A 22,185-nucleotide genomic window follows, 5' to 3' on the forward strand; every position below is an offset into this window, starting at 1 on the left:
TTTTACTAGCAAACGGCGGCTGATTATCCCTTATGCAACAAGGGTCAAAAGCTGTCCAGTTGTCGCAGCCGCGGGCTCAGCGTGGCAAGGGCTTTGCATCAGATGAGGGTGGTTTGTGGCCGCTTTGTGACGGCTGCGAGCTTGTCAAATGGGTATCTAACAGGCAGAAAGCTGCCTTTATTATCCATGAATAGACGAGTGATGGTGGCGCAGGTCGCGGAAGCGTAAAGGAAGAGATGCAAGGGGCGGAGAGTCTCTTCGCCCCGTTATCGCATATCAGCCGGTAAGGCTGCGCGTTACGCATTGGCCGTCAACTCATAGCGCAGCCAGTGGTGCAGGGCCTGCACGGTATCAAAGTGCAGATCGGCGCCCCACTGGGCGGGATCTTCCTCATCATTGAGATACCCCCAACCAGCGACCGCGGTGCGCATGCCAGCATTGCGGCCTGCTTCGATATCCCGCACATGATCCCCCACATAGAGGCAGTGAGCCGCCTCGACCCCCAGCTTCTCGCAGGCAAAGAACATGGGGGCGGGGTCGGGCTTGCGTACCGGCAGGGTATCGGCGCTGACAGTGACGCCGCAGCTGGCAAGCTCTGGCAGGGCTGCCAGCAGTGGCTCGGTGAGAAAGCCCGGCTTGTTGGTGACGATACCCCAAGGTAGCTGTTTCTCGTCGAGCCACTCGATAAGATCCACCATTCCCTCATAGGGACGGGTACCGACGCAGAGATTGGCCGCGTAGTAGTCGAGCAGGGCATTGCGCAGGCGCGTGGTCCCCAGCTCTTCAAGCAGTTCGTCGCCGAGGCCTGCTTTCAGCAGCCCGAGCGCTCCGTGGGAGGTGGTCTGACGAATAATATCGTCAGAGAGCGGCGCAAAGCCTTCGTTTATCAGCACGTGGTTGACGGCGGCCCCCAGATCCGGGGCTGTGTCGAGCAGGGTGCCATCCAGATCGAACAGTACACCGCGCAGGGGAAGAGGGCGAGAGGCGCTCATCAACCGTGCTCCGGGCGGACAAACTCCACCATATAGTTGACGTCGACATTTTTGCCGAGCTTGAACTGGTTGGTGAGGGGGGCGTAGTGGACGCCGCTCATGTCCCGCACCAGCAGGCCAGCCGCTTCCCCCATGCGACACAGTTCGGCCGGGGTGATGAATTTTTTGTGATCGTGGGTACCCTTGGGCACCATCTTCATCAGGTATTCGGCCCCGATGATCATCATCAGATAGGATTTGGGGTTGCGGTTGATGGTGGAGACAAACACCCGGCCGCCCGGGCGCACCAGGGTAGCGATGGCGCGCAGCACGGAGGCGGGGTCCGGCACATGCTCCAGCATCTCCATGCAGGTGACCACGTCATACTGGCCCGGCACTTCGGCGGCATGGGCTTCGGCAGTGATCTGGCGGTACTCGAGCTCGACACCCTGCTCCAGGGCGTGCAAGCGGGCGACGCCGAGGGGCTCCTTGCCCATGTCGATGCCGGTGACCTTGGCACCACGGCGGGCCATGCTCTCGGAGAGAATGCCACCGCCACATCCGATATCGAGAATGCGCTTGCCAAACAGACCGCCACTTTTGTCGGTGATCCAGTCAAGGCGTACCGGATTGATTTGATGCAGGGGTTTGAATTCACCTTCCATGTCCCACCAGCGGGAGGCGATGGCTTCAAACTTGGCGATTTCTGTCAGATCGACATTGGCATCACTGTTCATTTTTCGAAGATCCTGTGGCAGGGCGCCCGCTTCTGAGTCATGGGCGCAATCTATTGTCCTGGCGGGCATTATAACGGACGGACTTTGTCACACCAGCCCGATCTGATACCCGATTTGTGGCTTAAGGTATTTGGCTCAGTGTGTTACCATGTCGCGCTGTTTAAGCCAAAGAACAACTAATTAGGGATAAGGCTTTCTATGAGCGATCTGGCCAGAGAGATCACGCCGGTCAACATCGAAGAAGAGCTCAAGAGTTCCTATCTTGATTACGCCATGAGCGTGATCGTAGGACGAGCTCTGCCGGATGTGCGTGATGGCTTGAAACCGGTTCACCGCCGCGTTCTGTTTGCTATGAACGAGTTGGGGAACGACTGGAACAAGCCCTATAAAAAATCGGCCCGTGTGGTCGGTGACGTAATCGGTAAATATCACCCGCACGGCGATAGCGCTGTGTATGACACCATTGTCCGGATGGCGCAGGATTTCTCCATGCGTTACATGCTGGTCGATGGTCAGGGCAACTTCGGTTCGGTCGACGGCGACAGCGCCGCGGCGATGCGTTATACCGAAGTGCGGATGGCCCGCATCTCCCACGAGCTGCTGGCTGATCTGGACAAAGAGACCGTGGACTGGGTGCCGAACTATGACGGCACCGAGATGATCCCGGCGGTCATGCCTACCAAGGTTCCCAACCTGCTGGTCAACGGCTCCTCCGGTATCGCGGTGGGCATGGCGACCAACATTCCGCCTCACAATCTCACCGAGATTGTCAATGGCTGCCTGGCGCTGATCGAAAACGGCGACCTCACCATTGACGAGCTGATGACCTACATCACCGGCCCGGATTTCCCCACCGGCGGCATTATCAACGGTCGTTCCGGCATCGTGCAGGCGTACCGTACCGGTCGTGGCTCCATCTATGTGCGGGCCAAAGCTGAAGTGGAAGTGGACGAGAAGACCAGTCGCGAGACCATCATCGTTCACGAGATCCCCTATCAGGTGAACAAGGCTCGACTGATCGAGAAGATCGCCGAGCTGGTCAAAGAGAAGAAGATAGAGGGCATCAGTGCCCTGCGCGATGAGTCTGACAAAGACGGCATGCGCATCGTTATCGAGATCAAGCGCGGCGAGTCCGGCGAGATTGTGCTGAACAATCTCTACAAGCACACCCAGATGCAGACCACGTTCGGCATCAACATGGTGGCGCTCGATAACAACCAGCCCAAGGTGATGAACCTTAAAGAGATCCTTGATGCGTTCCTGCTGCACCGCCGTGAAGTGGTGACTCGCCGGACCGTGTTCGAACTGCGCAAGGCGCGGGATCGGGCGCACATTTTGGAAGGTCTGGCGGTTGCGCTGGCCAACATTGATCCCATCATCGAGCTGATCCGTCACAGCGCGACCCCGGCCGACGCGAAAGCGGGCTTGGTTGCCAAGGGCTGGGAACTCGGCAACGTGGCCGCCATGCTGGAAAAAGCGGGCGACGACGCGGCACGGCCAGAGTGGCTGGAGCCCGAGTTCGGTATCCGTGAAGGTCAATACTTCCTGACCGAACAACAAGCCCAGGCCATCCTTGACCTGCGTCTGCACAAGCTGACCGGCCTTGAGCACGAGAAGATCCTGGAAGAGTACCAATCTCTGCTGGACCTGATCGCCGAGCTGCTGCACATCCTGGCGAGCCCGGCTCGTCTGATGGAAGTGATCCGCGATGAACTGCTGGCTGTACGCGAGCAGTATGGCGACGAGCGTCGCACCGAGATCAGCATGTCCAGTGCCGAGATCAACATCGAAGATCTGATCACCCCGGAAGACGTGGTGGTCACCCTGTCTCACCAGGGCTATGTGAAGTATCAGCCGCTCTCCGACTACGAGGCCCAGCGCCGCGGTGGTCGTGGCAAGTCGGCCACCCGGATCAAGGAAGAGGACTTTGTGGAGCGTCTGCTGGTGGCCAACACCCACGACACCATTCTGTGCTTCTCCACCCGTGGCAAGGTCTACTGGCTCAAGGTTTACCAGCTGCCGGAAGCATCCCGTGGCGCCCGTGGTCGTCCGATCATCAACCTGCTGCCGCTGGAAGAGGGTGAGCGTATCACCGCTATCCTGCCGGTGAAGGAATATGACGCCGAGAAGTATGTCTTCTTCGCCACCGCCAACGGTACCGTGAAGAAGACCAGCCTCTCTGACTTCAGCCGTCCGCTCTCCTCCGGTATCCGCGCCATCAACCTCAAAGAGGGTGATGAGCTGATCGGGGTGGATATCACCGATGGCAGCAACGAGATCATGCTCTTCTCCGATGCGGGTAAAGTCGTTCGCTTCGCGGAAGGCAGCGGTCGCGCTGATGCCGATGTCAGCGATGACGTTGAAACCGACGACGATGCCGGCAACGACGATGATGGTAGCGACAACGGCGAAGGCACCGAAAGCAAGGGTACCTTCAAGGGTGTGCGTCCCATGGGTCGTACCGCAGCCGGTGTCCGTGGCATCAAGCTGGGCGCCGGTGACAAGGTGGTTTCCCTCATCGTTCCGCGCGGCGAAGGTGCCATCCTCACCGCCACCGAGAACGGTTACGGCAAGCGGACTGCGTTGGCCGAATACCCGACCAAGAGCCGTGGTACCCAAGGCGTTATCTCCATCAAGGTGGATGAGCGCAATGGCAAGGTGATCGATGCGATCCAGGTCGAAGATACCGACCAGATCATGCTGATCACCAACGGCGGTACCCTGGTGCGTACCCGTGTTGCCGAGGTGAGCGTCATTGGCCGTAACACCGGCGGTGTCCGTCTGATCCGTACCGGTGAAGACGAGACCGTGGTTGGCCTGCAGCGTATCGCCGAGAGCGACGAAGACGAGAACGACGCTTTGGCCGTTGACGGTGAGGTATCTGAAGGTACCGATACCGTGACCGGCACTGATGCGGTCGATGCTGGGGAAGCGGGCGACGAGTAATCGTCACCAGTTACCCGAGCAACGTCTCTGATCAAAAAGAGCGACCCAGGTGGTCGCTCTTTTTATTTATTTGCATTTTATGACTCTACGCTGCTCTTACGGCAGGCTCACTCCTGCAGCCACATTCTGGCGCTGCGGGCGGGAATGGCGACCCGTAACCACTGGCTCTGCACATTGACCACGGCACCTTGGTCGAGCACGTCACGATAGTTGCGATACCAGTTCATCTCGAACTTGGCGGTATCGAGCCAATACTCCTGCTCATAGTCGCATTTGTTTATGCCGACCAGCCCCTGTTTGCCCCGTTTGAACAGCACGAAGCAGTCACCGCTGCCGATCAGCTGCATGGGTTGACCCTGCACCGTATTGTGGAAGCGGATCATCTCCTTGAGATCGGCGCGCTGGTAGTAATCCTGCCAGCGCAGTCCATCCTTGGCCTGGGTTTCGCCGTGATCCGAATAGACCAGTGGCGAGCCACCATCGCGGCCGAGCAGGTAGGCATAGGCCAGCTTCTCGTCAGTCTGGCTCAGGATCTGATAGCGGAAGCCGTCGTTGGTGGGGATGTCGTGGGTCACGGCAAAGGTGACGGCACGACTGCCCGGTAGCGCCTGACCATAGGCGCCCGGATCCGCCAGCAGGTTCATGCTGCCACCGTAACTGAAGGCACCGCGCAGGGAGGCAAACAGCGGAAAGTCATAGGCTCCCTGGCCGCTGCTGTCGAGGTAGGGTTTGAGGAAGCGCTCGTAATCGGTGCTGCCTGCGCCCCCTGTGGTGATCACCTCGCCAAAGACATGCATCCCCTGTTTGATCTCGGGGGTGAACACGGCATTGATCTGGTAATCGCTCATGTGTTTGACCGCATCGACCCGAAAACCCTTGATCCCCATCCCCTTAAGCGCCTTGAGATAGGCCTGTTGCTGGCTCACTACCCAGTTGTTGGGATCCAGATCCGGCAGCCCCTTGTCACCGGCACCACCACAGAGTCGCCAATACTGGACATGACCCGGATCGCTCCAGTCGCTAATGCACCCTTCGGGATGAAAATCCTGACCGGAGAGGAAGTTTTGCCCGAGATCGCCAAACAGTTTCTGGCGCTCGAAATAGGCCGGGTTGCTGGCGTAGCTTTGCAGCAGCTCGTTGCCGGGATAGTTGAGATCGCTGCGTTTCCAGCTTTCGTTGGCCATGTGGTTGAGCACCACATCGGCATAGACGGCGATACCTCGCGCCTTCATGGCGGCGATCAGCTGCTCGAGATCCTGCTTGTTGCCAAGAGGGGAGTCGACAAGACGCAGATCCTGCGGCTGGTAACGAGCCCACCACTCGTTGCCTGATGACTTGAGAGGTGGTGAGATGAGTACCTGTTTGTAACCGGCTGACTTGATAAGATCGGCTTTGGCGGTCACTTCACTGTACTTCCAGTTGAAGGCGTGCAGTATGACGTCGGCGTGCGCCAAGGGGGCGATCAGCATGCCTGCGATCGCCCATATTCCCGCTGTGTGTTTCATTATTGTGTCCCTGTTTTTATAGATGCCTGAATGGGCAACTCAGCTTTGGCGGGAACAGAGTGAGCTGCAATCAACAACCTGCAGATTTGTGACCGCTTTCAGTATGATTTCGCCGAATATGTGAACTGTTTCGGCTTTTCCTCGCCACCGCCAGTTGCCTTTTTACAAGTGATTTTTTTGTCATTTCCCTGTCATTCCCAGCCGCTATCCTGCCAGGCGAGTGGTGCGTTGTTGCCATCACCTTCACCGTCAGGAGCTGCATATGACCAGTTGGATCACGTGGGAAATTTGGTGGAGCCGGGTATGGGGCGAGTCAGAGGTGCCGCTGTATGAAGAGGATGAGCACGAAGTGGCTCATGAACCCTCGCGACTACCGGTTGAAATGGTGCAGCAGGGTCGGGATCAGCGCGCAGGCTAAGGCGCTAACACAGCCTTTACCGGATTGCGCGATCTTGTGGCGACATGGCTACTTCGTTGGCCAATTTGGAAAATTAGGAAAGCGGGTTTTCCACAGGATGTATCGCGGCATATCTTCCTCTCGACCTCTTGGCAGGCAAGGGCTCTGTGCCTGATGCGTGAAGGGCGTGAGCAGGGGGATTAGAAGAGCGACAGCTGCTCCCCGGGGCGGATAAACCCATCCAGCCTGAGCTGAATATGGCGTTTGCCCAGATCAAGTCGTTTGCTGATAAGGCGAAAGCGCTGGGCCAGCAGATCGGCAAAGTGCCCCTCACCGCGCATGCGGGTACCGAAGGCGGTACTGTTGAGCCCGCCACCGCGGCTGGCTCGCAACTGATTCAAAATAGCCTCCTTCTGGCCCGGATAGTGGGTATCGAGCCAGTCACCAAATAGCGGCGCCAGCTCGTGGGGCAGGCGCAGCAGAATGTAATCGGCGCAGCTGGCGCCAGCCTCGGCAGCCGATTTGATGATCTGCTCCAGCTCCGGCTCATTGAGCCGCGGGATCATGGGGGCGGCCAATACCCCCACCTGTATACCAGCGTTGGCCAGCTTTTCGATCACTTTCAAGCGGCCGGTGCCCGTGCTGGCGCGGGGCTCCAGCTGTCGCCGCAGGGTTTCGTTCAAGGTCGTCACCGATACCATAACCTGACACAGTCCCTCTCTGGCCAGCTCGGTCAACAGATCGAGGTCGCGCAAGATCATGGCGCTCTTGGTAATGAGTCCGACCGGATGGCGGTGGGCCAGCATCACTTCCAGCAACTGCCGGGTGAGGCGATAGCGCTGCTCGATGGGTTGATAGGGGTCGGTATTGGCGCCAATGAAGATGGTCTGTGGCTGATAGGCCGGTTTGGCAAACTCCCGACGCAGCAGATCGGCTGCATTGCGTTTAGCAAACAGCTTGCTCTCGAAATCAAGACCAGGGGAGAGTTCCAGATAGGCGTGACTGGGTCTGGCATAGCAGTAGATGCAGCCGTGTTCGCACCCCTGATAGGGGTTGATGGAGCGACCAAAGGGGACATCCGGCGAGCTGTTGTAGCTGATGATACTGCGTGCATCGATCTCCCGCACCTCGGTGCCAGGCACAGAAGAAGTGAAGGCGGCATCCCAATCGGACGATTGCCAGCCGTCATCGACCGCTTCGACAAGGGGGCCGCTAAAACGGTGATCGATATTGTTGGGGCTGCCTCGTCCTGCCATGGTGTGCACCGACACTGTTTATACATACAGTTATTTTGCAGGTACCCCGGATAAATGACAACAACTGCTGGTCGACCGGGTGCAAAAAGGGTTTTCGTGGGGATCTCTAGCTTGATCGCGGCGCTACATTTCGTTTACATAGACAAAATGAGAACTGGATCACGGAAATCATCATGAGACCCACCACTTCCCGCTGGCTGTTTATCGGTCTGCTTGCGCTGGTTATCTGGCGTCTGCTTCCGCTCTCCACCGAGCAGGAGATGGCTGCCGCCAACCGTGCCTGGCGTACCGGTCACTTCGATGAGGCGACCCGGATCTGGTCGCCACTGGCCGATCAAGGCCAACCTCGGGCGCAAGCCCTGATGGGCTGGAGTCATGAGGTGGGGCAGGGGAGCGAGCAGGATATCCATCAGGCCATCAGCCTCTATCGCCAGTCGGCGCAGGCAGGGGATCCCTTCGGCCAATATCGGCTGGCAGAGCTCTATCTGCGCGGTGTTGGGGTCAAGCGAGATCTGCGCCAAGCCTTTCACTGGATGGATCAGGCTGCCCGCAATGGTGATGTCCCGGCCATGCTGAAAGTCGGCGTCCTTCATCTGATGGGGGTCAGCGGCAGGGTCGATCTGCCTCAGGCGAAGCAGTGGCTCTATCAGGCGGCACAAAAGGGCAACAAGCTGGCGCTTCAGGTGCTGCAAGAGCTGGCGCTGGCCGAGGAGGGGAGCAGTGACTTTGACTTCAACTGGCAATCCCTGCTTGGTGAATAGTCGGCAGGCGACTCATTTGACTGTAGAAAATATCTGCAAATCCGATACAGCACGCCCGACTTCTGGTAGCATGGGGGCCGTTTTGGCTTGGTTTGTCATGTTAGACATGCTGTTTGCGTGTCAGGCCGTCTTCGCAAAGTGCTGTGGAGAACCAGAACATCACCTTTTTGAATCTCTTTTCCATCCCGCATGTGACCTTTGGTAGGGGTCACCACTGTATAAGGAAACACATAATGCCAATCATTACTCTGCCTGACGGCAGCCAACGTCAATTTGCCCACTCTGTTTCCGTCATGGATGTGGCTGCGGACATCGGTCCCGGTCTCGCCAAGGCGTGCATTGCCGGTCGGGTAAACGGTGAACTGGTGGATGCGTGCGAGCTGATCGAAGCCGATGCAGCGCTGGCCATCATCACTGCCAAAGACGAAGAAGGTCTGGACATCCTGCGCCACTCCTGCGCCCACTTGCTGGGTCATGCTATCAAGCAACTTTGGCCCCAGACCAAGATGGCCATCGGTCCTGTCATCGACAACGGCTTCTACTATGACGTTGATCTTGACCGTACCTTGACCGATGAAGATCTGGCTGCCCTGGAAGAGCGCATGCTGGCGCTGGTAGCCAAGGATTACGACGTCATCAAGAAGAAAGTCTCTTGGCAAGAAGCGCGCGATGTATTCGAGGCGCGCGGCGAGTCTTACAAAGTCGAAATCCTGGATCAGAACATTGCCCGTGATGACCAGCCAGGTCTCTATCATCACGAAGAGTACATTGACATGTGTCGCGGCCCGCACGTTCCCAACATGCGTCACTGCCACCACTTCAAGTTGCTGAAGATGTCCGGCGCCTACTGGCGTGGCGACTCCAACAACAAGATGCTGCAGCGTATCTACGGTACCGCCTGGGCTGACAAGAAGCAACTCAAGGCCTATCTGCAGCGTCTGGAAGAGGCCGCCAAGCGCGACCACCGCAAGATCGGCAAGCAGCTCGACCTGTATCACATGCAGGAAGAAGCACCCGGTATGGTGTTCTGGCACAACGATGGCTGGACCATCTTCCGTGAGCTGGAAACCTTTATCCGCGGCAAGCTCAAAGAGTACGACTATCAGGAAGTGAAAGGTCCGTTCATGATGGACCGCGTCCTGTGGGAGCGTTCAGGTCACTGGGAGAAGTATGCCCAGGCCATGTTCACCACCCAGTCCGAAAACCGCGAGTACGCCATCAAGCCGATGAACTGCCCGGGTCACGTCCAGATTTTCAACCAGGGTCTGAAGTCCTACCGCGATCTGCCGCTGCGTATGGCCGAGTTTGGTTCCTGCCACCGCAACGAGCCGTCCGGTTCCCTGCACGGTCTGATGCGGGTGCGCGGTTTCACTCAGGATGACGCTCACATCTTCTGTACCGAAGAGCAGATCATGGAAGAGGTCTCCGGCTGTATTCGTATGGTCTATGACGTCTACGGTACCTTTGGCTTCGAGAACATCGTGGTCAAGCTATCCACTCGTCCCGAGCAGCGTATCGGCTCTGACGAGATGTGGGATCGCGCCGAGAAAGCGCTGGCCGAAGCGCTGGAGCTCAACGGTCTGAAGTACGATTTGCAGCCGGGTGAAGGGGCGTTCTACGGTCCAAAAATTGAATTTACCCTGCACGATTGCCTTGATCGTGCGTGGCAATGTGGTACCGTGCAGCTCGACTTTGCCCTGCCTGGTCGTCTGGGTGCCACTTATGTGGGCGAAAACAACGATCGCCATGTACCTGTGATGATCCACCGGGCCATCTTGGGTTCTATCGAGCGCTTCATCGGTATTCTGACTGAAGAGTACGCCGGTCTGTTCCCGACCTGGTTGGCTCCGACTCAGGCTGTGGTCATGAATATCACGGACAATCAGGCCGATTATGCGGTGAAAGTAGCCAAAGCATTGAATGATGCGGGCCTTCGCGCAAAAGCGGACTTGAGAAATGAGAAGATTGGCTTTAAAATCCGCGAGCATACTTTGAAGCGAGTACCTTTCATGCTGGTCTGCGGCGATAAAGAAGTTGAAGCCGGTAAGATTGCAGTACGGACTCGTAAAGGGGCTGACCTGGGCACTTATCCTGTTGAAGAGTTCATCGCTCTGCTGACCCAGGAAGTTCAGACCCGCGGACAAAAGAAAGTGGAGGAATAAGCTATAAAAGGCGGAAAAAAACTGGGCAAGCAACCGCAAGCCCGCGCTCACCGGATCAATGAAGAGATCCGTCTGAAAGAAGTTCGTTTGGCTGGTCTGGATGGCGAAGCTCTTGGCATCGTATCTATCCAGGAAGCACTGAACTTGGCCGCAGAGGCCGAAGTGGATCTGGTCGAGATCAGTCCGAACGCCGAGCCGCCCGTTTGCCGGATCATGGATTACGGCAAATTCCTCTACGAAAAGAGCAAAACCACCAAAGAACAGAAGAAAAAGCAGAAAGTCGTCCAGGTCAAGGAGATCAAATTCCGTCCTGGCACTGACGAAGGCGACTATCAGGTAAAACTACGCAACCTGGTTCGCTTTCTGGAAGACGGGGACAAGGCTAAGGTCACCCTGCGCTTCCGTGGTCGTGAAATGGCACACCAGGATCTTGGTATCAAGGTTCTTGAGCGCGTCAAGAACGATCTGGAAGAGTTGGCCGTAGTCGAATCGTTCCCGAAAGTCGAAGGCCGTCAAGCTGTGATGGTCCTCGCACCTAAGAAGAAATCTTAAGGCCCACAAGAAATTGAATCATGGGGCTCGCTCCATGAGTCGGTTCGCCTTGCGATTTTGTTGTCACTCACAATGCGGAGTATGAAATGCCGAAGATGAAAACCAACCGGGGCGCCGCAAAGCGCTTCAAGAAGACTGGCTCAGGTCGCTTCAAGTGCAAGCACAACCACCTGCGTCACATCCTGACCAAGAAGAGCAGTAAGCGTAAGCGTCAGCTGGGACCGAAGTTCTTTGTTTCCGCTGCCGACCACAAACGTGTTGTCGCTTGTCTGCCGTACGCATAAGGGGGGATGTGAAAAATGCCAAGAGTTAAACGTGGTGTGACTGCTCGTGCTCGTCACAAGAAAGTAATGAAAGCCGCCAAGGGTTACTACGGCGCCCGTTCCCGTGTTTACCGCGTAGCGGTACAAGCGGTAACCAAAGCTGGTCAGTATGCCTACCGTGACCGTCGCCAGAAAAAGCGTCAATTCCGTCAGCTGTGGATTGCGCGTATCAACGCTGCTGCCCGTCAGAACGGTCTGTCCTACAGCCGTCTGATCAACGGTCTGAAGAAGGCTTCTATCGAGATCGATCGCAAGATCCTGTCCGATATCGCCGTTCACGACAAGCTGGCTTTCACCGCCCTGGTTGAAAAAGCTAAAGCAGCTCTGGTCTAATTCCAGCACTGTTATAAAAAATAAAGGAGGCTTAGGCCTCCTTTTTTGTATCTATAACCATCTGTTTTGCATCAGTTTTTCATTTCTTATGTCCACATTCTGTCCACGCTTTTTTATCTATGTGGTCACTCCGGCAGCTCTGCCAGTTTCACTTCGAGTTGCAAGCGGTTGGTGTAGCCCTGGTCGGTGAGGTCGTGAACGACCTGGGTGAGTAGCCATTCGGCCTCGTCGATTTGCGGTTTGAATCCCCTGACCGTGGTGGGTTGTTCCGGGTAGAGCTCGGGTCGGCCTTTGGCCAGGGTGATCTGAAACTCAGCCACGCCTCGCTGCAGCTTTTCCCATTCAGCCCGCGCGGCCCTCATTGCGTTGCTCTGGCTGGCGTAAACGTGGCGCAGTTCCTTGACGTTCTCACTGTCGCCAACCAGCAGCTCGTTCTCCTTCTTGTTGACCACCACGCCCGGCGGTAGCGGCCTTTCCTCTTTCGGTTTGGTCTTCCGCTTGCGCTTCACCTCGATTTTCTTCTTCTCGGCGGCCTTGTTGTCTTGCCAGTAGGCGATGACACCGGTGTATGCATCGCGGTCTGCCACCGAGAACTGGTGCTGATCGCCGTCTTGACGGGTGATAGTGATGGCAGGGAGTGGCTTGCCGCTGGCGGTGGTGCCGTTGCCCGCCTTGATGAACATCAGGCGGCCAGATTTGACGGTGGCGATGGCATCCTGCTCGGTGGCCAAGCGGGTGAGAAAGGCCAGATCGCTCTCGTTGGTCTGGTCGATGTGGTCGATCACCATCCCCTTGAAGGCGTCGCCAACGCTTGGTGTCAGGCCATAGCGGGCGGCAAGCTGCTCGACGATGGCGCCGATGGTTTCGAAATGCCAGCTGTGCTCGCGCAGTTTATTCATGCCCCCGCGCAGGTCTGCCGACTTACCCCGGAGGGTGAGTAAATCCGGTGCGCCGCCGTGTTCCACCTCGTCAATTTTGAAGGTGCCTTTATCGACCAGGGGGCCGCCTTGCCACCCGATGCTGGCTTGGAGGGTGGCCCCACGGCGCGGCATGGCCAGCTTGCCATCGCTGTCATCGAGGGCGATCTCGATGGTATCGGCCGAAAAGCCCCGGTTATCGGTGATGGTCATGTGCATCAGGCGCGGGCGTAGGGTGCCCGAGATATCGCTGCCATCGACCCGCACCTGATAGGCGGGTGCCGGATGCTGCTGGCTCAGGGCATCCAGCTGGCTGGTGATACCAAGGTTTTCAGCCAAGCGGGTACCGAACTGGTCGAATGCCCCCATCAGAGCAGCCCCCCGACTTTACCGCCTACGGTGTTCAGCAGCTTGCCGACGCCCAATCGACCGAGAAGGTTGCCCGCGGTGTGGCCGAGCAGGGTATTGCCGAGGGAGCTGTCGTTGTCATCGACCCGTTTCAGCTTGATGCTGAACTCGATTTTTCTGGCGCTGCCATCCTGGAAGAACTCGCTGCGGGTGGTGCTGATCCCCTCTATCACGAACGAACCGCGCATCACGCCATCCCCTTGGATTAAGGGGAAGGCTTGGCCGCTGTCGCCCATGCTATTGAGCATGTCGAGGGAGACAGGGCCGCCGGTGAGCTCTGGATAGAGCACCCCGCTTAAGTGACTGAGCTCGTCATCTGGCCCGAGGTACTGATATGAGGGGCGGGCGCCGACCCGGTTATTGCCCGGGTGGCGCCATGATTTTTCGTCTTGTTGAGATTGCGGGGCCACGGTCGAGCGCATAAACACGAACCAGCCCAGAGTCATCATCATGGTGGTTGCTCCTTAATTACGGTCGGTCAGGGAGGCACGGCCACTGGCAGCTGCCTGCCGTTCGCGTCGGTCCAGTTCGCGGCGAACTTCTTGCGCCACATCGGTGGCTGATTGTCCCGGCTGCTGGGTGATACTGATCGGGGCGTGTATCTGGGTGGGGCTGTTGGCTCTGGCCACAGGCCGCACCGGGGTGACAATGCGCGGGCCGTAACCCGAACCGCCCGCCATGGTCGGGGTGTTGTAGTTGCCGGTGAGGTAGCCGGACGGATTGACGTTGGCGGTGACCGAGCCGCCCCCCTTCATCCAGTCCGGCAGCAGGTCGGTGAGGGCTTTGATCTTGTTCTTCAAACTCTCCCACTTGGCACTGATGCCGCCAATCAGGCCGTCGATGATGGCCTTACCCTTGTTGGCGGCCCCTGCTGGCAGGGTATCGAAGAAGGCCCAGATCTCGTTCCAGTGCATGATCAGCATGCCGATGGGGGTCCATGAAAAGAGCTCTTTCAGGAGTTCCCAGAAGGCGAGAGCAGGGGTCTTACACTGGGCCCATAGGTCGCTGAACCACTTGGTGACCCCATCCCAATGTTTGTAGAGCAGGTAGGCCCCGGCCGCGATTGCCACAATCCCCATGATGAACCAGCCGATCGGGGTGGTAAGCATGGCAATCCCGAGCCTGACCATGCCCATGGTCAGCGCCTTGATGAAGGTCAGCAGCGGGCCGCCATAAACCAGCAGGGTTGAAAGCCCCATCTTGATGGCAGCCAGTGGCCCCAGCAGACCGGCCACAATCAGCAGCAGCGACCCGCCAGCGGCAGCCGCTACGGCGGTGACTGCCGCAATACGGGTCAGGGTCGAGGTGAGCTCTGGGTTGGCCCGCATCCAGTCGCCAGTGACCTGGATGATCTCGGTGACGCGCTGGATAATGCCGCGCAGTGGGCCGTTTTCGGTCTCCATCATCTGGATCCCTACGTCATCCCAGGCGGAGGTGAGGTTGTCCAGGTCGCCGATGGCGTTATCGGCCATCACCTTGGCGACCTTGCCCGCTTCCCCCTGGGTTTGCTTCAAGGTGGCGATCAGCTCCTGCAGCTTGCCGGAACCGGCCTGCTCGGTCAGCACGGTCAGGGCAGCAAATGCCTCTTCGCCGGCGATGGCCTTGAAGTAGCTCGAGCGGGTGGCGTCCCCCATCTTGCTGGTTTTCTTGTAGAGCTCGTCCAGGATATCTGGCAGCGAGCGCAGGTTGCCCGCCGCATCGGCGGTCTTGACGTTGAGGGCGGCCAACGCATCGTTCGCCGCCTTGGGCGGAGAAGCCAAACGGCCGAGAATGGCGCGGATGGCAGTCCCGCCCATGCTGCCCTGAATACCCGCATCCCCCAGCTTGCCCGCCATGGCAGAGGTGGTTTCAAGGTTGACCCCGAGCCCTGCCGCCACCGGCCCCACGTATTTCATGGTTTCGCCCAGCATCTGCAAGTCGACGTTGGCGCGGGTGAAGGTGCCGACCATCACATCCCCCAAGCGAGTCATCTGGTTGGCTGGCAGCTTGAAGCCGGTCAGGATGTTGGAGCCGATATCGGCGGCAGCGGCAATCTCAACGCCTCCCGCCTTGGCGATATCGAGCACCCCTGGCATGGCGTCACGGATTGCCTTGGGGGTGAAACCGGCCATGGCCAGAAAGCCCTGGCCCTGCGCCGCTTCGCCCGCCGTGAAGGCGGTATTGGCGCCGAGCTCCCGCGCCTGAGCCCGCAGGGCGGCCAGTTCGCTGCTCTCTTTGCTCAGCCGGGTGATCGCTTGCACCTTGGACATATCGACATCAAAGCCCATCGCCTTGCCCGCAATATTGGTACCCTTGTAGATGGCGGCGGCCCCGGTGGCCATGCCTGCGGCGCCATAGCCCGCCAGGGTGCCGCGCATCGACATGGTTTTGTCGTAGTTGGATTTGATCTGGTTGAGGCGCTTTTGCTGGTCGGCCAGTTGCCCCAGCTTGGCCCGTTGCTGGTCGAGCTGGCTGTTGGCGGCGGCGAGATCACTCTTGAGCTGGCGCTGGTGCTGGCCCAGCTGTTTGGTGTTGATGCCTGCCTCGCCCATGGCCCGTTTCAGGCTGCCGTGACGGGCGACCATTTCCCGCTCTTGCTGGGAGAGGTCGCGCACCTTCTGCTTGGCTTGCTCCATGGCGCGGGTCATGGCCTTGGTCGGTTGCTCGACCTTGGCGAATTGTTGGGCCATCTGCTGGGCGTCGCGCTGGGCTTGGGTCAGCTGGGCGCGGGTTGCGCCAATCTGCTGGCCGAGGGTGCGATAGCCATCAATCTGGCCGCTCTGGGTTTCCAGCTCCTTGATGCGCTTTTTCGTGTCGACCAGGTCTTTGGCGGTGATGCGGCTCTGGCCGCTGGCTGCCTTGAGGGGGGCGGTCAGCTTGTCGACCGCCCCCAGCAGGATTTGCAGTTTGAGTGGGTTCATTGTTGCTCTGCCCCGTTGATGCGGTTGTGAGTCTCAACGAGGCGTTGGTGCCAGCCCATCAGCTCGCTGATCTCCATGACCACCATCTCGGACGGCGGCCAGTGGGCGATGATGGCCAGATCGGCCATCACCTCGTCTACGCAATGAGGTAGGCCATTCTCTTCGGTACCAAAAAAGCGCTTACCTCGCTGCCCAGTTGCATCAGGTCAGCCGGATCCATGTTGCCGATCTCGGCTTCGGTCAACATGGGGGTGGTAATGCGGGGCAGCAGTTTGGTGAGGGCGTTGACGTCCATCTGCACCACATCGGTCATATTGAGGCCGCGCATTTCACCCGCCTTGGGTTTGCGCAGCTGGATCTCGGTGAGGGTGGTGTCGCCGCGCTGAATGGCTTGGTCGAGGGTAACGGTTTTGTTTTCCATGGTGTCGGTTCCTGGTGATGCGGTGAGGGCGGCACTTATTGGTTGGATAAGGACCGCCCATTGGATGAGGGAAGGGGTTAGAGGCCGAGGGCTTTGCGGTGCTCGGCCATGCGGTCGACGCCATCGGGGCCGATCTCAATCATGTTGATGAGGTCGATTTCATGGATCACCTGACCGTTGATGGTCTCCTTGTAGTAGGTGTTGACCATGCCGACCTTGGCCTGGGAGTTGTCACCGGCCTTGAGGGTGCCACGGTCGAGCTCCTTGAAGCGGCCACGGCAGATGATCTCGACGGGTACCACCTCGGCGGTGTCGTCGCCCTGCACCGAGCCGGCAAAGCGCACCATGGTGCCGTCGGCCTTGGGTTCCCCCATGCAGCGCAGCAGGGGCTCACCATAGCCGCCGAAGGTGAACGAGACATCGAGGGCGCTGTCATCGAATCCCATATCGATGTTGACGGCGCCGCCCATGCCGCCGCCGCGATAGGCTTCAAACTTGCGGGTCAATTTGGCCGGGGTGAAATCTTCCGCTTCACCCACCCAGTTCTCGCCGTTGAGAAAGACGTTCAGGCGTTTGAGTTTGCGTGGCAGTGCCATGGTGGCTCCTTATGCTGCGGCCGCGACGCGGGCGCCGAAGTCGATCAGGTAGTGGTCGGTGATGCGCTGGATGAAACCGAGGTCTTCGAGCGGCGGCACCGGGGTGTAGTTGTAATCAATGCGCAGTTTGCCCGCCTTGAGGGTGTCCTTGTCGTTGAGCTCCTCGTTGTACCAGCAGTCAAACCCGAGCAAATATCCGCCGTTCACCAGCTCGCGCCCCTTGGCCTTGATCCCCTCGACGATGTCTTTGACCAGGGAAGGGTGCAGCGGCTTGTCGTTGGCCCACATGTGCGCCTCGGCCATGGTGTCAGCCAAGATCTGGGCGGTGCGGGTGTAGTTCTCGAAGGCGAACAGGGGATCGTCTGAGCAGGTGCGGTTGCCCCAGTAGCGAAAGCCGTCAGAGCGGATCAGGGCGGTGACTTCGTTGGCGTTGAGCAAGCCGACCTCGGTGTCGGGGTCTTGCAGATCCCAGAACAGGTTTTTGGTGATGCCATCGACCCCGGTCACGCCGACGTTCGATAGGGTCTTGTGCCAGCCAATCTCTTTGTCGATCAGTGCCCGCATGGCGGCGGCCTTGAGGCAGGCATCAAGCTTGATGCTGGCATTGGCGGCAACGTCCCACGCGGTCCAGTCGGCATGCACCAGCATCAGCTCACGGCTGGAGAAGTTTTCACGGTAGGCCAGCGCGGCTTCGACGGTCTCGGCGATGGTCGGCACGTAGGCAAAGGCGCGCAGCTTCTTGGCCATGCCCGCCAGCGCAGTGGATACCGGCAGGGTGCAGTTGTCCGGCACGCAGAGGATGCGCGGCTTGACGCCGGTGGCCGGGGTGGCCCGCTCAAGTGCCTTGAGGCCGGTATAGCTGCCATCGGGCTTGATGGTGCCGATGATGTTGCTGGTCAGGGCTGCCGCGTCCGCCCCCTTGGCCACGCGCACGGCGATAACGATGGTGTTGACGGTGTCATAGATGGTTTGCAGCGAGCGCTTGAGATTCCCCTCGCTGCCTGCTTTGGCGATGGCCGCTGGCAGGTTGGCGATCAGCACAGGCTTGTCGAGGGGGAAGTAGGTGGCGTCGGCGTCTTCGCTGGTGCAGACCATGCCGATCACCGCCGTGGCGACGGTGCGGATGGTACGGGTACCCTCGGTCGCTTCGACGACGCGCACGCCGTGGTGGAATTGGTCCAGTGCCATAGGTTCTCCTGTTGTCCGGACGGAGCATTCTTTGCGCAGGTAATGCAGGTGATGTGAACAGGGTCAGGATGCAGGGGCAGGGGATCGCAGGCGAGCGGCGGCCAGTGTATCTGGCGTGGATACACTGGATGGGCGGTGACAACGGGGTAACGGACGGCAGTAACGAAACACCCCGCACAAGGCGGGGTGTTTCGTTAGATGATTTTGTCCGGTTCGGTTGGCCACTGCGGCGACTCTGGCCAGCCGGCTTGCTCCGACACCAGCGTCAGCTCGTAGCGGTAACGCTGCCAGTCGGCCAGCAACTGGGTGTGCTCTGGCTTGGCATAGCCGCCATCGACTGCGGGCTGAAGGGTAGCAATGGTCTGATTTGCCAACGTGAGGCAGTCTGACAGGCGCGCTTGCGCGCTATCTTCAGGAGAGACTTCCGTTACTGAGGGTGGTGTGATGTTGTTACCTGAGACGACCCATCCAGGCATCACATCATCGCTGCATGCTATCCAGTCAAGCGCTTCATAATAGCGGCCAGAGGGGTCAACCTCGGTGGTTTCCATGACGACATTCTTTTCGATTCGTGCCCACATAATTTACCACTCCACAATGACCATACCGTTTAACCCATTTTGACCGGCGGAAACCTGATTTCCTGTGACTGTTGCGCCACCATTGCCACCGCTACCTAATGAAGTGATAGTTGCCCCTCCTAGTCCCCGTCCCACCGAGCCTCCTGCCGTGGTCGGTGTTGCAGCAATTCCGGCAGAACCATGGCCACCATAGCCATCAATATCGCCGCCAGAACCTAACCCGCCGCTGCCTCCAGCTCCACACATCGAAGAGGTTGTTCCGCCTATGGCGGAGTTCCCCGGGTTACCGCCGGTTGCACTACAAAACGACCCAAACGAGCTGGTTTGTCCCGGTAAAGCGATATTCAATCCATTTGTTGCCCCTATTCCACCGCTTCCGACAGTGATAGGAATGCTGTCTCCAGGTGACACATTGACCAACTTTTTGGCATATCCCCCTGCGCCACCCCCGCCACCACTGGCGTTGTAATTGGTCGATGAGTTGGCTCCCCCCCCACCGCCGCCGGCTCCGACCACTGTGACCAGGACTTTATACACGCCGGTTGGAACCACCCAGTGGGTCACGCCCACCTGTTTGAAGGTTGCAATCTGTTTTTGAATGCCCATCTTTGCCAGTTTCAAGGCAGTGACGAATTTGGCGTCATCGGTACCGGCGTTCACTTCTGCCTGGGTGGCGATCTGTGCCTTACCCTTCACGGCTTCACTGGCGGTGGCGATGGTTACCGCCCCGGTCATGCCATCCACCGATTGCACCGAGTCGGTCGGGGTGAGCAGTTCTTGCCAGTTGGCCAGAGTGGCGGCGCCCGCAATCAGCAGGATGAAGCTCTTGTTGAGGTCGGTACGTACGGCTATATCCCCGACTTCGGCGGTCAGGGCCAGCATGGCGGCCTGGGTGTTGACCACAAAGGTGTCGGTGATGGCCGTGGCCGGGATCTGATTGACGGGGACCTTGCCACTGCCATCGAGCGTCGCCACCCCATTGGCTGCGCCTTTTTGTGCGATGGGAACCGCATCGGTGATGCCATAGCCCGCCAGGGTGGTGGGGTTGCTGCCGGCGGTGATGTTGCCCTTGGCATCGACGGTGACCGAGCGATAGGTGCCCGCCACCACCCCCGAGTTTTTATAGGTGGCGGTGATGGTGATGTTGCCGCTGCCATCAAATGCCGCCTGACCGGTCACATCACCAGCCAGGGCGATATTGCGGGCGGTGCTGAGCTTGTTGGCCTTGCCCGCCGCCGTGTTGCCCCCTTCGATATCATCGACGTGTTTTTTCAGGTAGGCGGTACGATTGGCAAGCGCTTGTGCTTGCTTGTTGGAGATGCCGCCCGGGCCGCCCAGCACCGGATCACCGGTTTCGAGTTGGTAGATGCCAGCCTCCCAGCTGACGACCTCTTGTAAATTCGCCATATCACGAGGCTCCGTGGTTGTAGTTGCCGTTGTAGGTTGCGGCGCCGTTGTAGGTAACGGGCGCCCGGGTGTAATCGAGCGCAGAGAGGTGGCAGCGGGCTGGGGCCATCTCTGCCAACAGGCGCTTGATGCGGTTGGCCTGTTCGGTGGTGACCGGGCGAGTCAGGATGACCCGATAGACTGCCCAGCGGGTCGGGTCGCCATGGGGTTCGTTGCCGTTGTAGCTGAGGGTGCCGTCATAGCGGCGGCCGGTGGCGCGCTCGATGATGGTGCTGTCACCAAAGCCCAGCACGTTCAGCGCTTCCTTGATGGCCCATGGGGTTCCCTTGCGCTGATGCAACCTGAACGAGGCTTTGATCAGCGCCCGCTGCTGGTCTTCCGATTCCGCCAGTTCCCACCAGTCCACCGAGCGGGCCCATGCCAGCCAGGGCAGCAACGGCGTCGGGCAGGTGTCGGCAAAGCGGGTGGAGGTAATGACTTCTGGTGTCAGGTTGTAGGCCAGTGCGGCGGCGGTCAGGTGCTCCAGACGGGTTGCAGAGGGTGGCAACAGATCCCGGGTTGCCGGGGTTGCCAGTGGCAGGCGATGCACCTTGTGCGACCCCATGCCACCGGCATCGACCCCTTGGGTCGCCAAGCGAGTAATGGTGGTGAACGGGCTTACCAATGGGGGCTCAAGTCCATCCTGCGCCAGGGTGATGGTCAGGGCTGGCTGGGTTGCTGCTGGCAGGGCTGGTGCTATCGGATAGATGATCTGGGCGTACTTGGCGATCGGTGTGCCCATGGCGCCGGTAAAGGCGGTTGCCGCCTGCGCCAGCTTGGTTTTCAGCAATGGCTCACCTGGCTGACCGTCAGCCAGATCACCGATGGTCTGTCGCACCTTGGCTTTGTGGCTGCCGATAGCGCCGAGACCGAACCCTGCAGGAGCCAGCCGTTGCTGAATGGTCGGCGCCTTGATGGCATCAGGGGGGAATCCGCCGGTACCGAGCCGGGTTCTGACTCCCGCCGTGCCGACCATCCCCGCATCAAGCCCGACAAGGGTTATCTGTGTTGACATGTCAGCCGTCCCCATGGCGAGCAGATCGCCCATTGTTGCAACAGTGGCCCGGATGGTCGTCGCGGGTTCACCCTGTGCGCCATCGGTGATAGCGATGGCCTTGGCGCGGCTGGCCAGCTTGTTGGCCCCGGCTGCAAACTGGCTGATCCCGGTTGGCTTGGCGCACTGAGTGAGCGATGCCATCCCGGCTTGGCCTGCTTCTATCCCTGCCACTGTCAGACCGACTCTGACCCCGGCAATGGCTTCTGGCCCTGGATCATCCGGGCCTTGCACTGTGCCCCGATAGAGGGCCGCCCCGTCATGTGACAGGGTGCCGTCGTGATAGGTGAGTGACCCGCGCCAGACGGGATAGAGGGTTGCCATCAGAGTTTGAAGATCTTATTGGGGCCGTTATCCCAGGCGATGATGATGTCGCCGCCGTTGGTGCTGACCGGCAGGCCCGCCGCGGTGTCGAACAGGGCGATCAGCGGGCTGGTCGCGGCGTTGCCGGTGTCTTTGTAGATGGCGCAGTAGTTGACGTTAGCGGTTGGCACTGCCGAGAACGTGACATCAGCCGCGTCGAGCACGCCAGCGGAAACGGTTTTGCTGGTCAGGGTCTGCGGGGTACCGACCACATGGGCCGAGATCCCGCTGTAAAACTCATCACTGGCAAGGGTTGGCGAATAGGTGCTCTTGAGCAGGGCACACTTGAGGGTGTCGGCACTGGCATTGATGGCGCCGGTGAGAAACTTTTCGCGGCCTTTGTCATAGAGGGCGTTTGCCATGGTGGT

Annotated in this window: 22 protein-coding genes; 7 read left to right on the top strand and 15 right to left on the bottom strand. The window is 59.1% G+C overall.

Features of this window, described 5'->3' with window-relative positions:
* Nucleotides 1–296: 296 nt before the first annotated feature.
* Together G5380_RS02075 and ubiG are read right to left on the bottom strand one after the other, a co-directional pair.
* Nucleotides 297–992 (bottom strand): HAD family hydrolase, encoded by a 696-nt coding sequence (locus tag G5380_RS02075; protein WP_421209061.1) that lies wholly within the window; start codon nucleotides 990–992, stop codon nucleotides 297–299.
* Nucleotides 992–1,708: a bifunctional 2-polyprenyl-6-hydroxyphenol methylase/3-demethylubiquinol 3-O-methyltransferase UbiG gene (ubiG, locus tag G5380_RS02080; RefSeq protein WP_005352120.1), complete on the bottom strand. Its 717-nt coding sequence runs from the start codon at nucleotides 1,706–1,708 to the stop codon at nucleotides 992–994. Before ubiG ends, G5380_RS02075 begins: the two co-directional genes overlap by 1 nt.
* 198 nt (nucleotides 1,709–1,906) lie before the next feature.
* Here ubiG and gyrA point away from each other — a divergent pair, with 198 nt between their 5' ends.
* Nucleotides 1,907–4,654: a DNA topoisomerase (ATP-hydrolyzing) subunit A gene (gyrA, locus tag G5380_RS02085; protein ID WP_216962815.1), complete on the top strand. Its 2,748-nt coding sequence runs from the start codon at nucleotides 1,907–1,909 to the stop codon at nucleotides 4,652–4,654.
* Between the two features lie 107 nt (nucleotides 4,655–4,761).
* Here the strand turns inward: gyrA and G5380_RS02090 are convergent, their stop codons facing one another.
* Nucleotides 4,762–6,159 (bottom strand): alpha-amylase family protein, encoded by a 1,398-nt coding sequence (locus G5380_RS02090; RefSeq protein WP_421209059.1) that lies wholly within the window; start codon nucleotides 6,157–6,159, stop codon nucleotides 4,762–4,764.
* A 262-nt stretch (nucleotides 6,160–6,421) separates the two neighbouring features.
* On the opposite strand from G5380_RS02090, the gene G5380_RS02095 reads away from it, so the two are divergent.
* Nucleotides 6,422–6,577, top strand: a complete 156-nt coding sequence (locus G5380_RS02095; RefSeq protein WP_005345370.1) for a hypothetical protein — start codon at nucleotides 6,422–6,424, stop codon at nucleotides 6,575–6,577.
* Between the two features lie 179 nt (nucleotides 6,578–6,756).
* On the opposite strand, the gene G5380_RS02100 is transcribed toward G5380_RS02095, so the two are convergent.
* Nucleotides 6,757–7,812, bottom strand: a complete 1,056-nt coding sequence (locus G5380_RS02100; protein WP_005336693.1) for a PA0069 family radical SAM protein — start codon at nucleotides 7,810–7,812, stop codon at nucleotides 6,757–6,759.
* A 173-nt stretch (nucleotides 7,813–7,985) separates the two neighbouring features.
* On the opposite strand from G5380_RS02100, the gene G5380_RS02105 reads away from it, so the two are divergent.
* The 5 genes from G5380_RS02105 to rplT all read left to right on the top strand — a co-directional run bounded on the left by G5380_RS02105 (nucleotide 7,986) and on the right by rplT (nucleotide 11,943).
* Nucleotides 7,986–8,573 (top strand): tetratricopeptide repeat protein, encoded by a 588-nt coding sequence (locus G5380_RS02105; RefSeq protein WP_184233683.1) that lies wholly within the window; start codon nucleotides 7,986–7,988, stop codon nucleotides 8,571–8,573.
* 233 nt (nucleotides 8,574–8,806) lie between these two features.
* Nucleotides 8,807–10,735 (top strand): threonine--tRNA ligase, encoded by a 1,929-nt coding sequence (gene thrS, locus G5380_RS02110; RefSeq protein WP_005336690.1) that lies wholly within the window; start codon nucleotides 8,807–8,809, stop codon nucleotides 10,733–10,735.
* A gap of 21 nt (nucleotides 10,736–10,756) precedes the next feature.
* Nucleotides 10,757–11,287, top strand: coding sequence for a translation initiation factor IF-3 (gene infC / locus G5380_RS02115; RefSeq protein ID WP_234923365.1), 531 nt, complete (start codon nucleotides 10,757–10,759; stop codon nucleotides 11,285–11,287).
* An 86-nt stretch (nucleotides 11,288–11,373) separates the two neighbouring features.
* Nucleotides 11,374–11,571 (top strand): 50S ribosomal protein L35, encoded by a 198-nt coding sequence (gene rpmI / locus G5380_RS02120; RefSeq protein WP_005300673.1) that lies wholly within the window; start codon nucleotides 11,374–11,376, stop codon nucleotides 11,569–11,571.
* 15 nt (nucleotides 11,572–11,586) lie between these two features.
* Nucleotides 11,587–11,943, top strand: coding sequence for a 50S ribosomal protein L20 (gene rplT, locus G5380_RS02125; protein WP_005300683.1), 357 nt, complete (start codon nucleotides 11,587–11,589; stop codon nucleotides 11,941–11,943).
* A 125-nt stretch (nucleotides 11,944–12,068) separates the two neighbouring features.
* On the opposite strand, the gene G5380_RS02130 is transcribed toward rplT, so the two are convergent.
* The 11 genes from G5380_RS02130 to G5380_RS02180 form a co-directional block, all read right to left on the bottom strand.
* A complete protein-coding gene (locus tag G5380_RS02130) occupies nucleotides 12,069–13,229 on the bottom strand; it encodes a phage late control D family protein (protein ID WP_421352293.1) in 1,161 nt (386 codons plus the stop codon).
* Nucleotides 13,229–13,720: a phage tail protein gene (locus G5380_RS02135; RefSeq protein WP_421352294.1), complete on the bottom strand. Its 492-nt coding sequence runs from the start codon at nucleotides 13,718–13,720 to the stop codon at nucleotides 13,229–13,231. Before G5380_RS02135 ends, G5380_RS02130 begins: the two co-directional genes overlap by 1 nt.
* Before the next feature lie 12 nt (nucleotides 13,721–13,732).
* The gene (locus G5380_RS02140) at nucleotides 13,733–16,168 is read right to left on the bottom strand and encodes a phage tail tape measure protein (protein ID WP_421352295.1); all 2,436 of its coding nucleotides are present in this window, start codon (nucleotides 16,166–16,168) and stop codon (nucleotides 13,733–13,735) included.
* Entirely contained in the window at nucleotides 16,165–16,296 is a 132-nt protein-coding gene (locus G5380_RS02145; RefSeq protein WP_421352296.1) for a GpE family phage tail protein, read from the bottom strand. Before G5380_RS02145 ends, G5380_RS02140 begins: the two co-directional genes overlap by 4 nt.
* An 8-nt stretch (nucleotides 16,297–16,304) precedes the next feature.
* Nucleotides 16,305–16,589 (bottom strand): phage tail assembly protein, encoded by a 285-nt coding sequence (locus G5380_RS02150; RefSeq protein WP_019445430.1) that lies wholly within the window; start codon nucleotides 16,587–16,589, stop codon nucleotides 16,305–16,307.
* Nucleotides 16,590–16,666: 77 nt separating this feature from the next.
* Nucleotides 16,667–17,185, bottom strand: a complete 519-nt coding sequence (locus tag G5380_RS02155) for a phage major tail tube protein (RefSeq protein ID WP_013723888.1) — start codon at nucleotides 17,183–17,185, stop codon at nucleotides 16,667–16,669.
* A 9-nt stretch (nucleotides 17,186–17,194) separates the two neighbouring features.
* Nucleotides 17,195–18,367 (bottom strand): phage tail sheath protein, encoded by a 1,173-nt coding sequence (locus G5380_RS02160; protein WP_337678373.1) that lies wholly within the window; start codon nucleotides 18,365–18,367, stop codon nucleotides 17,195–17,197.
* Between the two features lie 200 nt (nucleotides 18,368–18,567).
* Entirely contained in the window at nucleotides 18,568–18,924 is a 357-nt protein-coding gene (locus G5380_RS02165) for a tail fiber assembly protein (protein ID WP_421352297.1), read from the bottom strand.
* 33 nt (nucleotides 18,925–18,957) lie between these two features.
* Entirely contained in the window at nucleotides 18,958–20,361 is a 1,404-nt protein-coding gene (locus G5380_RS02170) for a hypothetical protein (protein WP_421352298.1), read from the bottom strand.
* Between the two features lies 1 nt (nucleotide 20,362).
* On the bottom strand, nucleotides 20,363–21,778 hold the full coding sequence (locus tag G5380_RS02175; RefSeq protein WP_421352299.1) for a phage tail protein I: 1,416 nt from the start codon (nucleotides 21,776–21,778) through the stop codon (nucleotides 20,363–20,365).
* Complete coding sequence (locus G5380_RS02180; RefSeq protein ID WP_274454255.1) at nucleotides 21,778–22,179, bottom strand: hypothetical protein; 402 nt, start codon at nucleotides 22,177–22,179, stop codon at nucleotides 21,778–21,780. The genes G5380_RS02175 and G5380_RS02180 overlap by 1 nt, the downstream gene beginning before the upstream one ends.
* Nucleotides 22,180–22,185 lie beyond the last annotated feature (6 nt).

It is taken from the genome of Aeromonas sp. 604443 (assembly GCF_049170315.1).
In the GTDB taxonomy this organism is placed as follows: Bacteria; Pseudomonadota; Gammaproteobacteria; order Enterobacterales; family Aeromonadaceae; genus Aeromonas; species Aeromonas veronii_A.

Bases quoted from the DNA above. Each gene is read 5' to 3' on its own strand.
- G5380_RS02075 (WP_421209061.1), bottom strand. From the start codon at position 992: ATGAGCGCCTCTCGCCCTCTTCCCCTGCGCGGTGTACTGTTCGATCTG.
- ubiG (WP_005352120.1), bottom strand. From the start codon at position 1,708: ATGAACAGTGATGCCAATGTCGATCTGACAGAAATCGCCAAGTTTGAA.
- gyrA (WP_216962815.1), top strand. From the start codon at position 1,907: ATGAGCGATCTGGCCAGAGAGATCACGCCGGTCAACATCGAAGAAGAG.
- G5380_RS02090 (WP_421209059.1), bottom strand. From the start codon at position 6,159: ATGAAACACACAGCGGGAATATGGGCGATCGCAGGCATGCTGATCGCC.
- G5380_RS02095 (WP_005345370.1), top strand. From the start codon at position 6,422: ATGACCAGTTGGATCACGTGGGAAATTTGGTGGAGCCGGGTATGGGGC.
- G5380_RS02100 (WP_005336693.1), bottom strand. From the start codon at position 7,812: ATGGCAGGACGAGGCAGCCCCAACAATATCGATCACCGTTTTAGCGGC.
- G5380_RS02105 (WP_184233683.1), top strand. From the start codon at position 7,986: ATGAGACCCACCACTTCCCGCTGGCTGTTTATCGGTCTGCTTGCGCTG.
- thrS (WP_005336690.1), top strand. From the start codon at position 8,807: ATGCCAATCATTACTCTGCCTGACGGCAGCCAACGTCAATTTGCCCAC.
- rpmI (WP_005300673.1), top strand. From the start codon at position 11,374: ATGCCGAAGATGAAAACCAACCGGGGCGCCGCAAAGCGCTTCAAGAAG.
- rplT (WP_005300683.1), top strand. From the start codon at position 11,587: ATGCCAAGAGTTAAACGTGGTGTGACTGCTCGTGCTCGTCACAAGAAA.
- G5380_RS02130 (WP_421352293.1), bottom strand. From the start codon at position 13,229: ATGGGGGCATTCGACCAGTTCGGTACCCGCTTGGCTGAAAACCTTGGT.
- G5380_RS02135 (WP_421352294.1), bottom strand. From the start codon at position 13,720: ATGATGATGACTCTGGGCTGGTTCGTGTTTATGCGCTCGACCGTGGCC.
- G5380_RS02140 (WP_421352295.1), bottom strand. From the start codon at position 16,168: ATGAACCCACTCAAACTGCAAATCCTGCTGGGGGCGGTCGACAAGCTG.
- G5380_RS02145 (WP_421352296.1), bottom strand. From the start codon at position 16,296: ATGGCCGATCTGGCCATCATCGCCCACTGGCCGCCGTCCGAGATGGTG.
- G5380_RS02150 (WP_019445430.1), bottom strand. From the start codon at position 16,589: ATGGAAAACAAAACCGTTACCCTCGACCAAGCCATTCAGCGCGGCGAC.
- G5380_RS02155 (WP_013723888.1), bottom strand. From the start codon at position 17,185: ATGGCACTGCCACGCAAACTCAAACGCCTGAACGTCTTTCTCAACGGC.
- G5380_RS02165 (WP_421352297.1), bottom strand. From the start codon at position 18,924: ATGGAAACCACCGAGGTTGACCCCTCTGGCCGCTATTATGAAGCGCTT.
- G5380_RS02170 (WP_421352298.1), bottom strand. From the start codon at position 20,361: ATGGCGAATTTACAAGAGGTCGTCAGCTGGGAGGCTGGCATCTACCAA.
- G5380_RS02175 (WP_421352299.1), bottom strand. From the start codon at position 21,778: ATGGCAACCCTCTATCCCGTCTGGCGCGGGTCACTCACCTATCACGAC.
- G5380_RS02180 (WP_274454255.1), bottom strand. From the start codon at position 22,179: ATGGCAAACGCCCTCTATGACAAAGGCCGCGAAAAGTTTCTCACCGGC.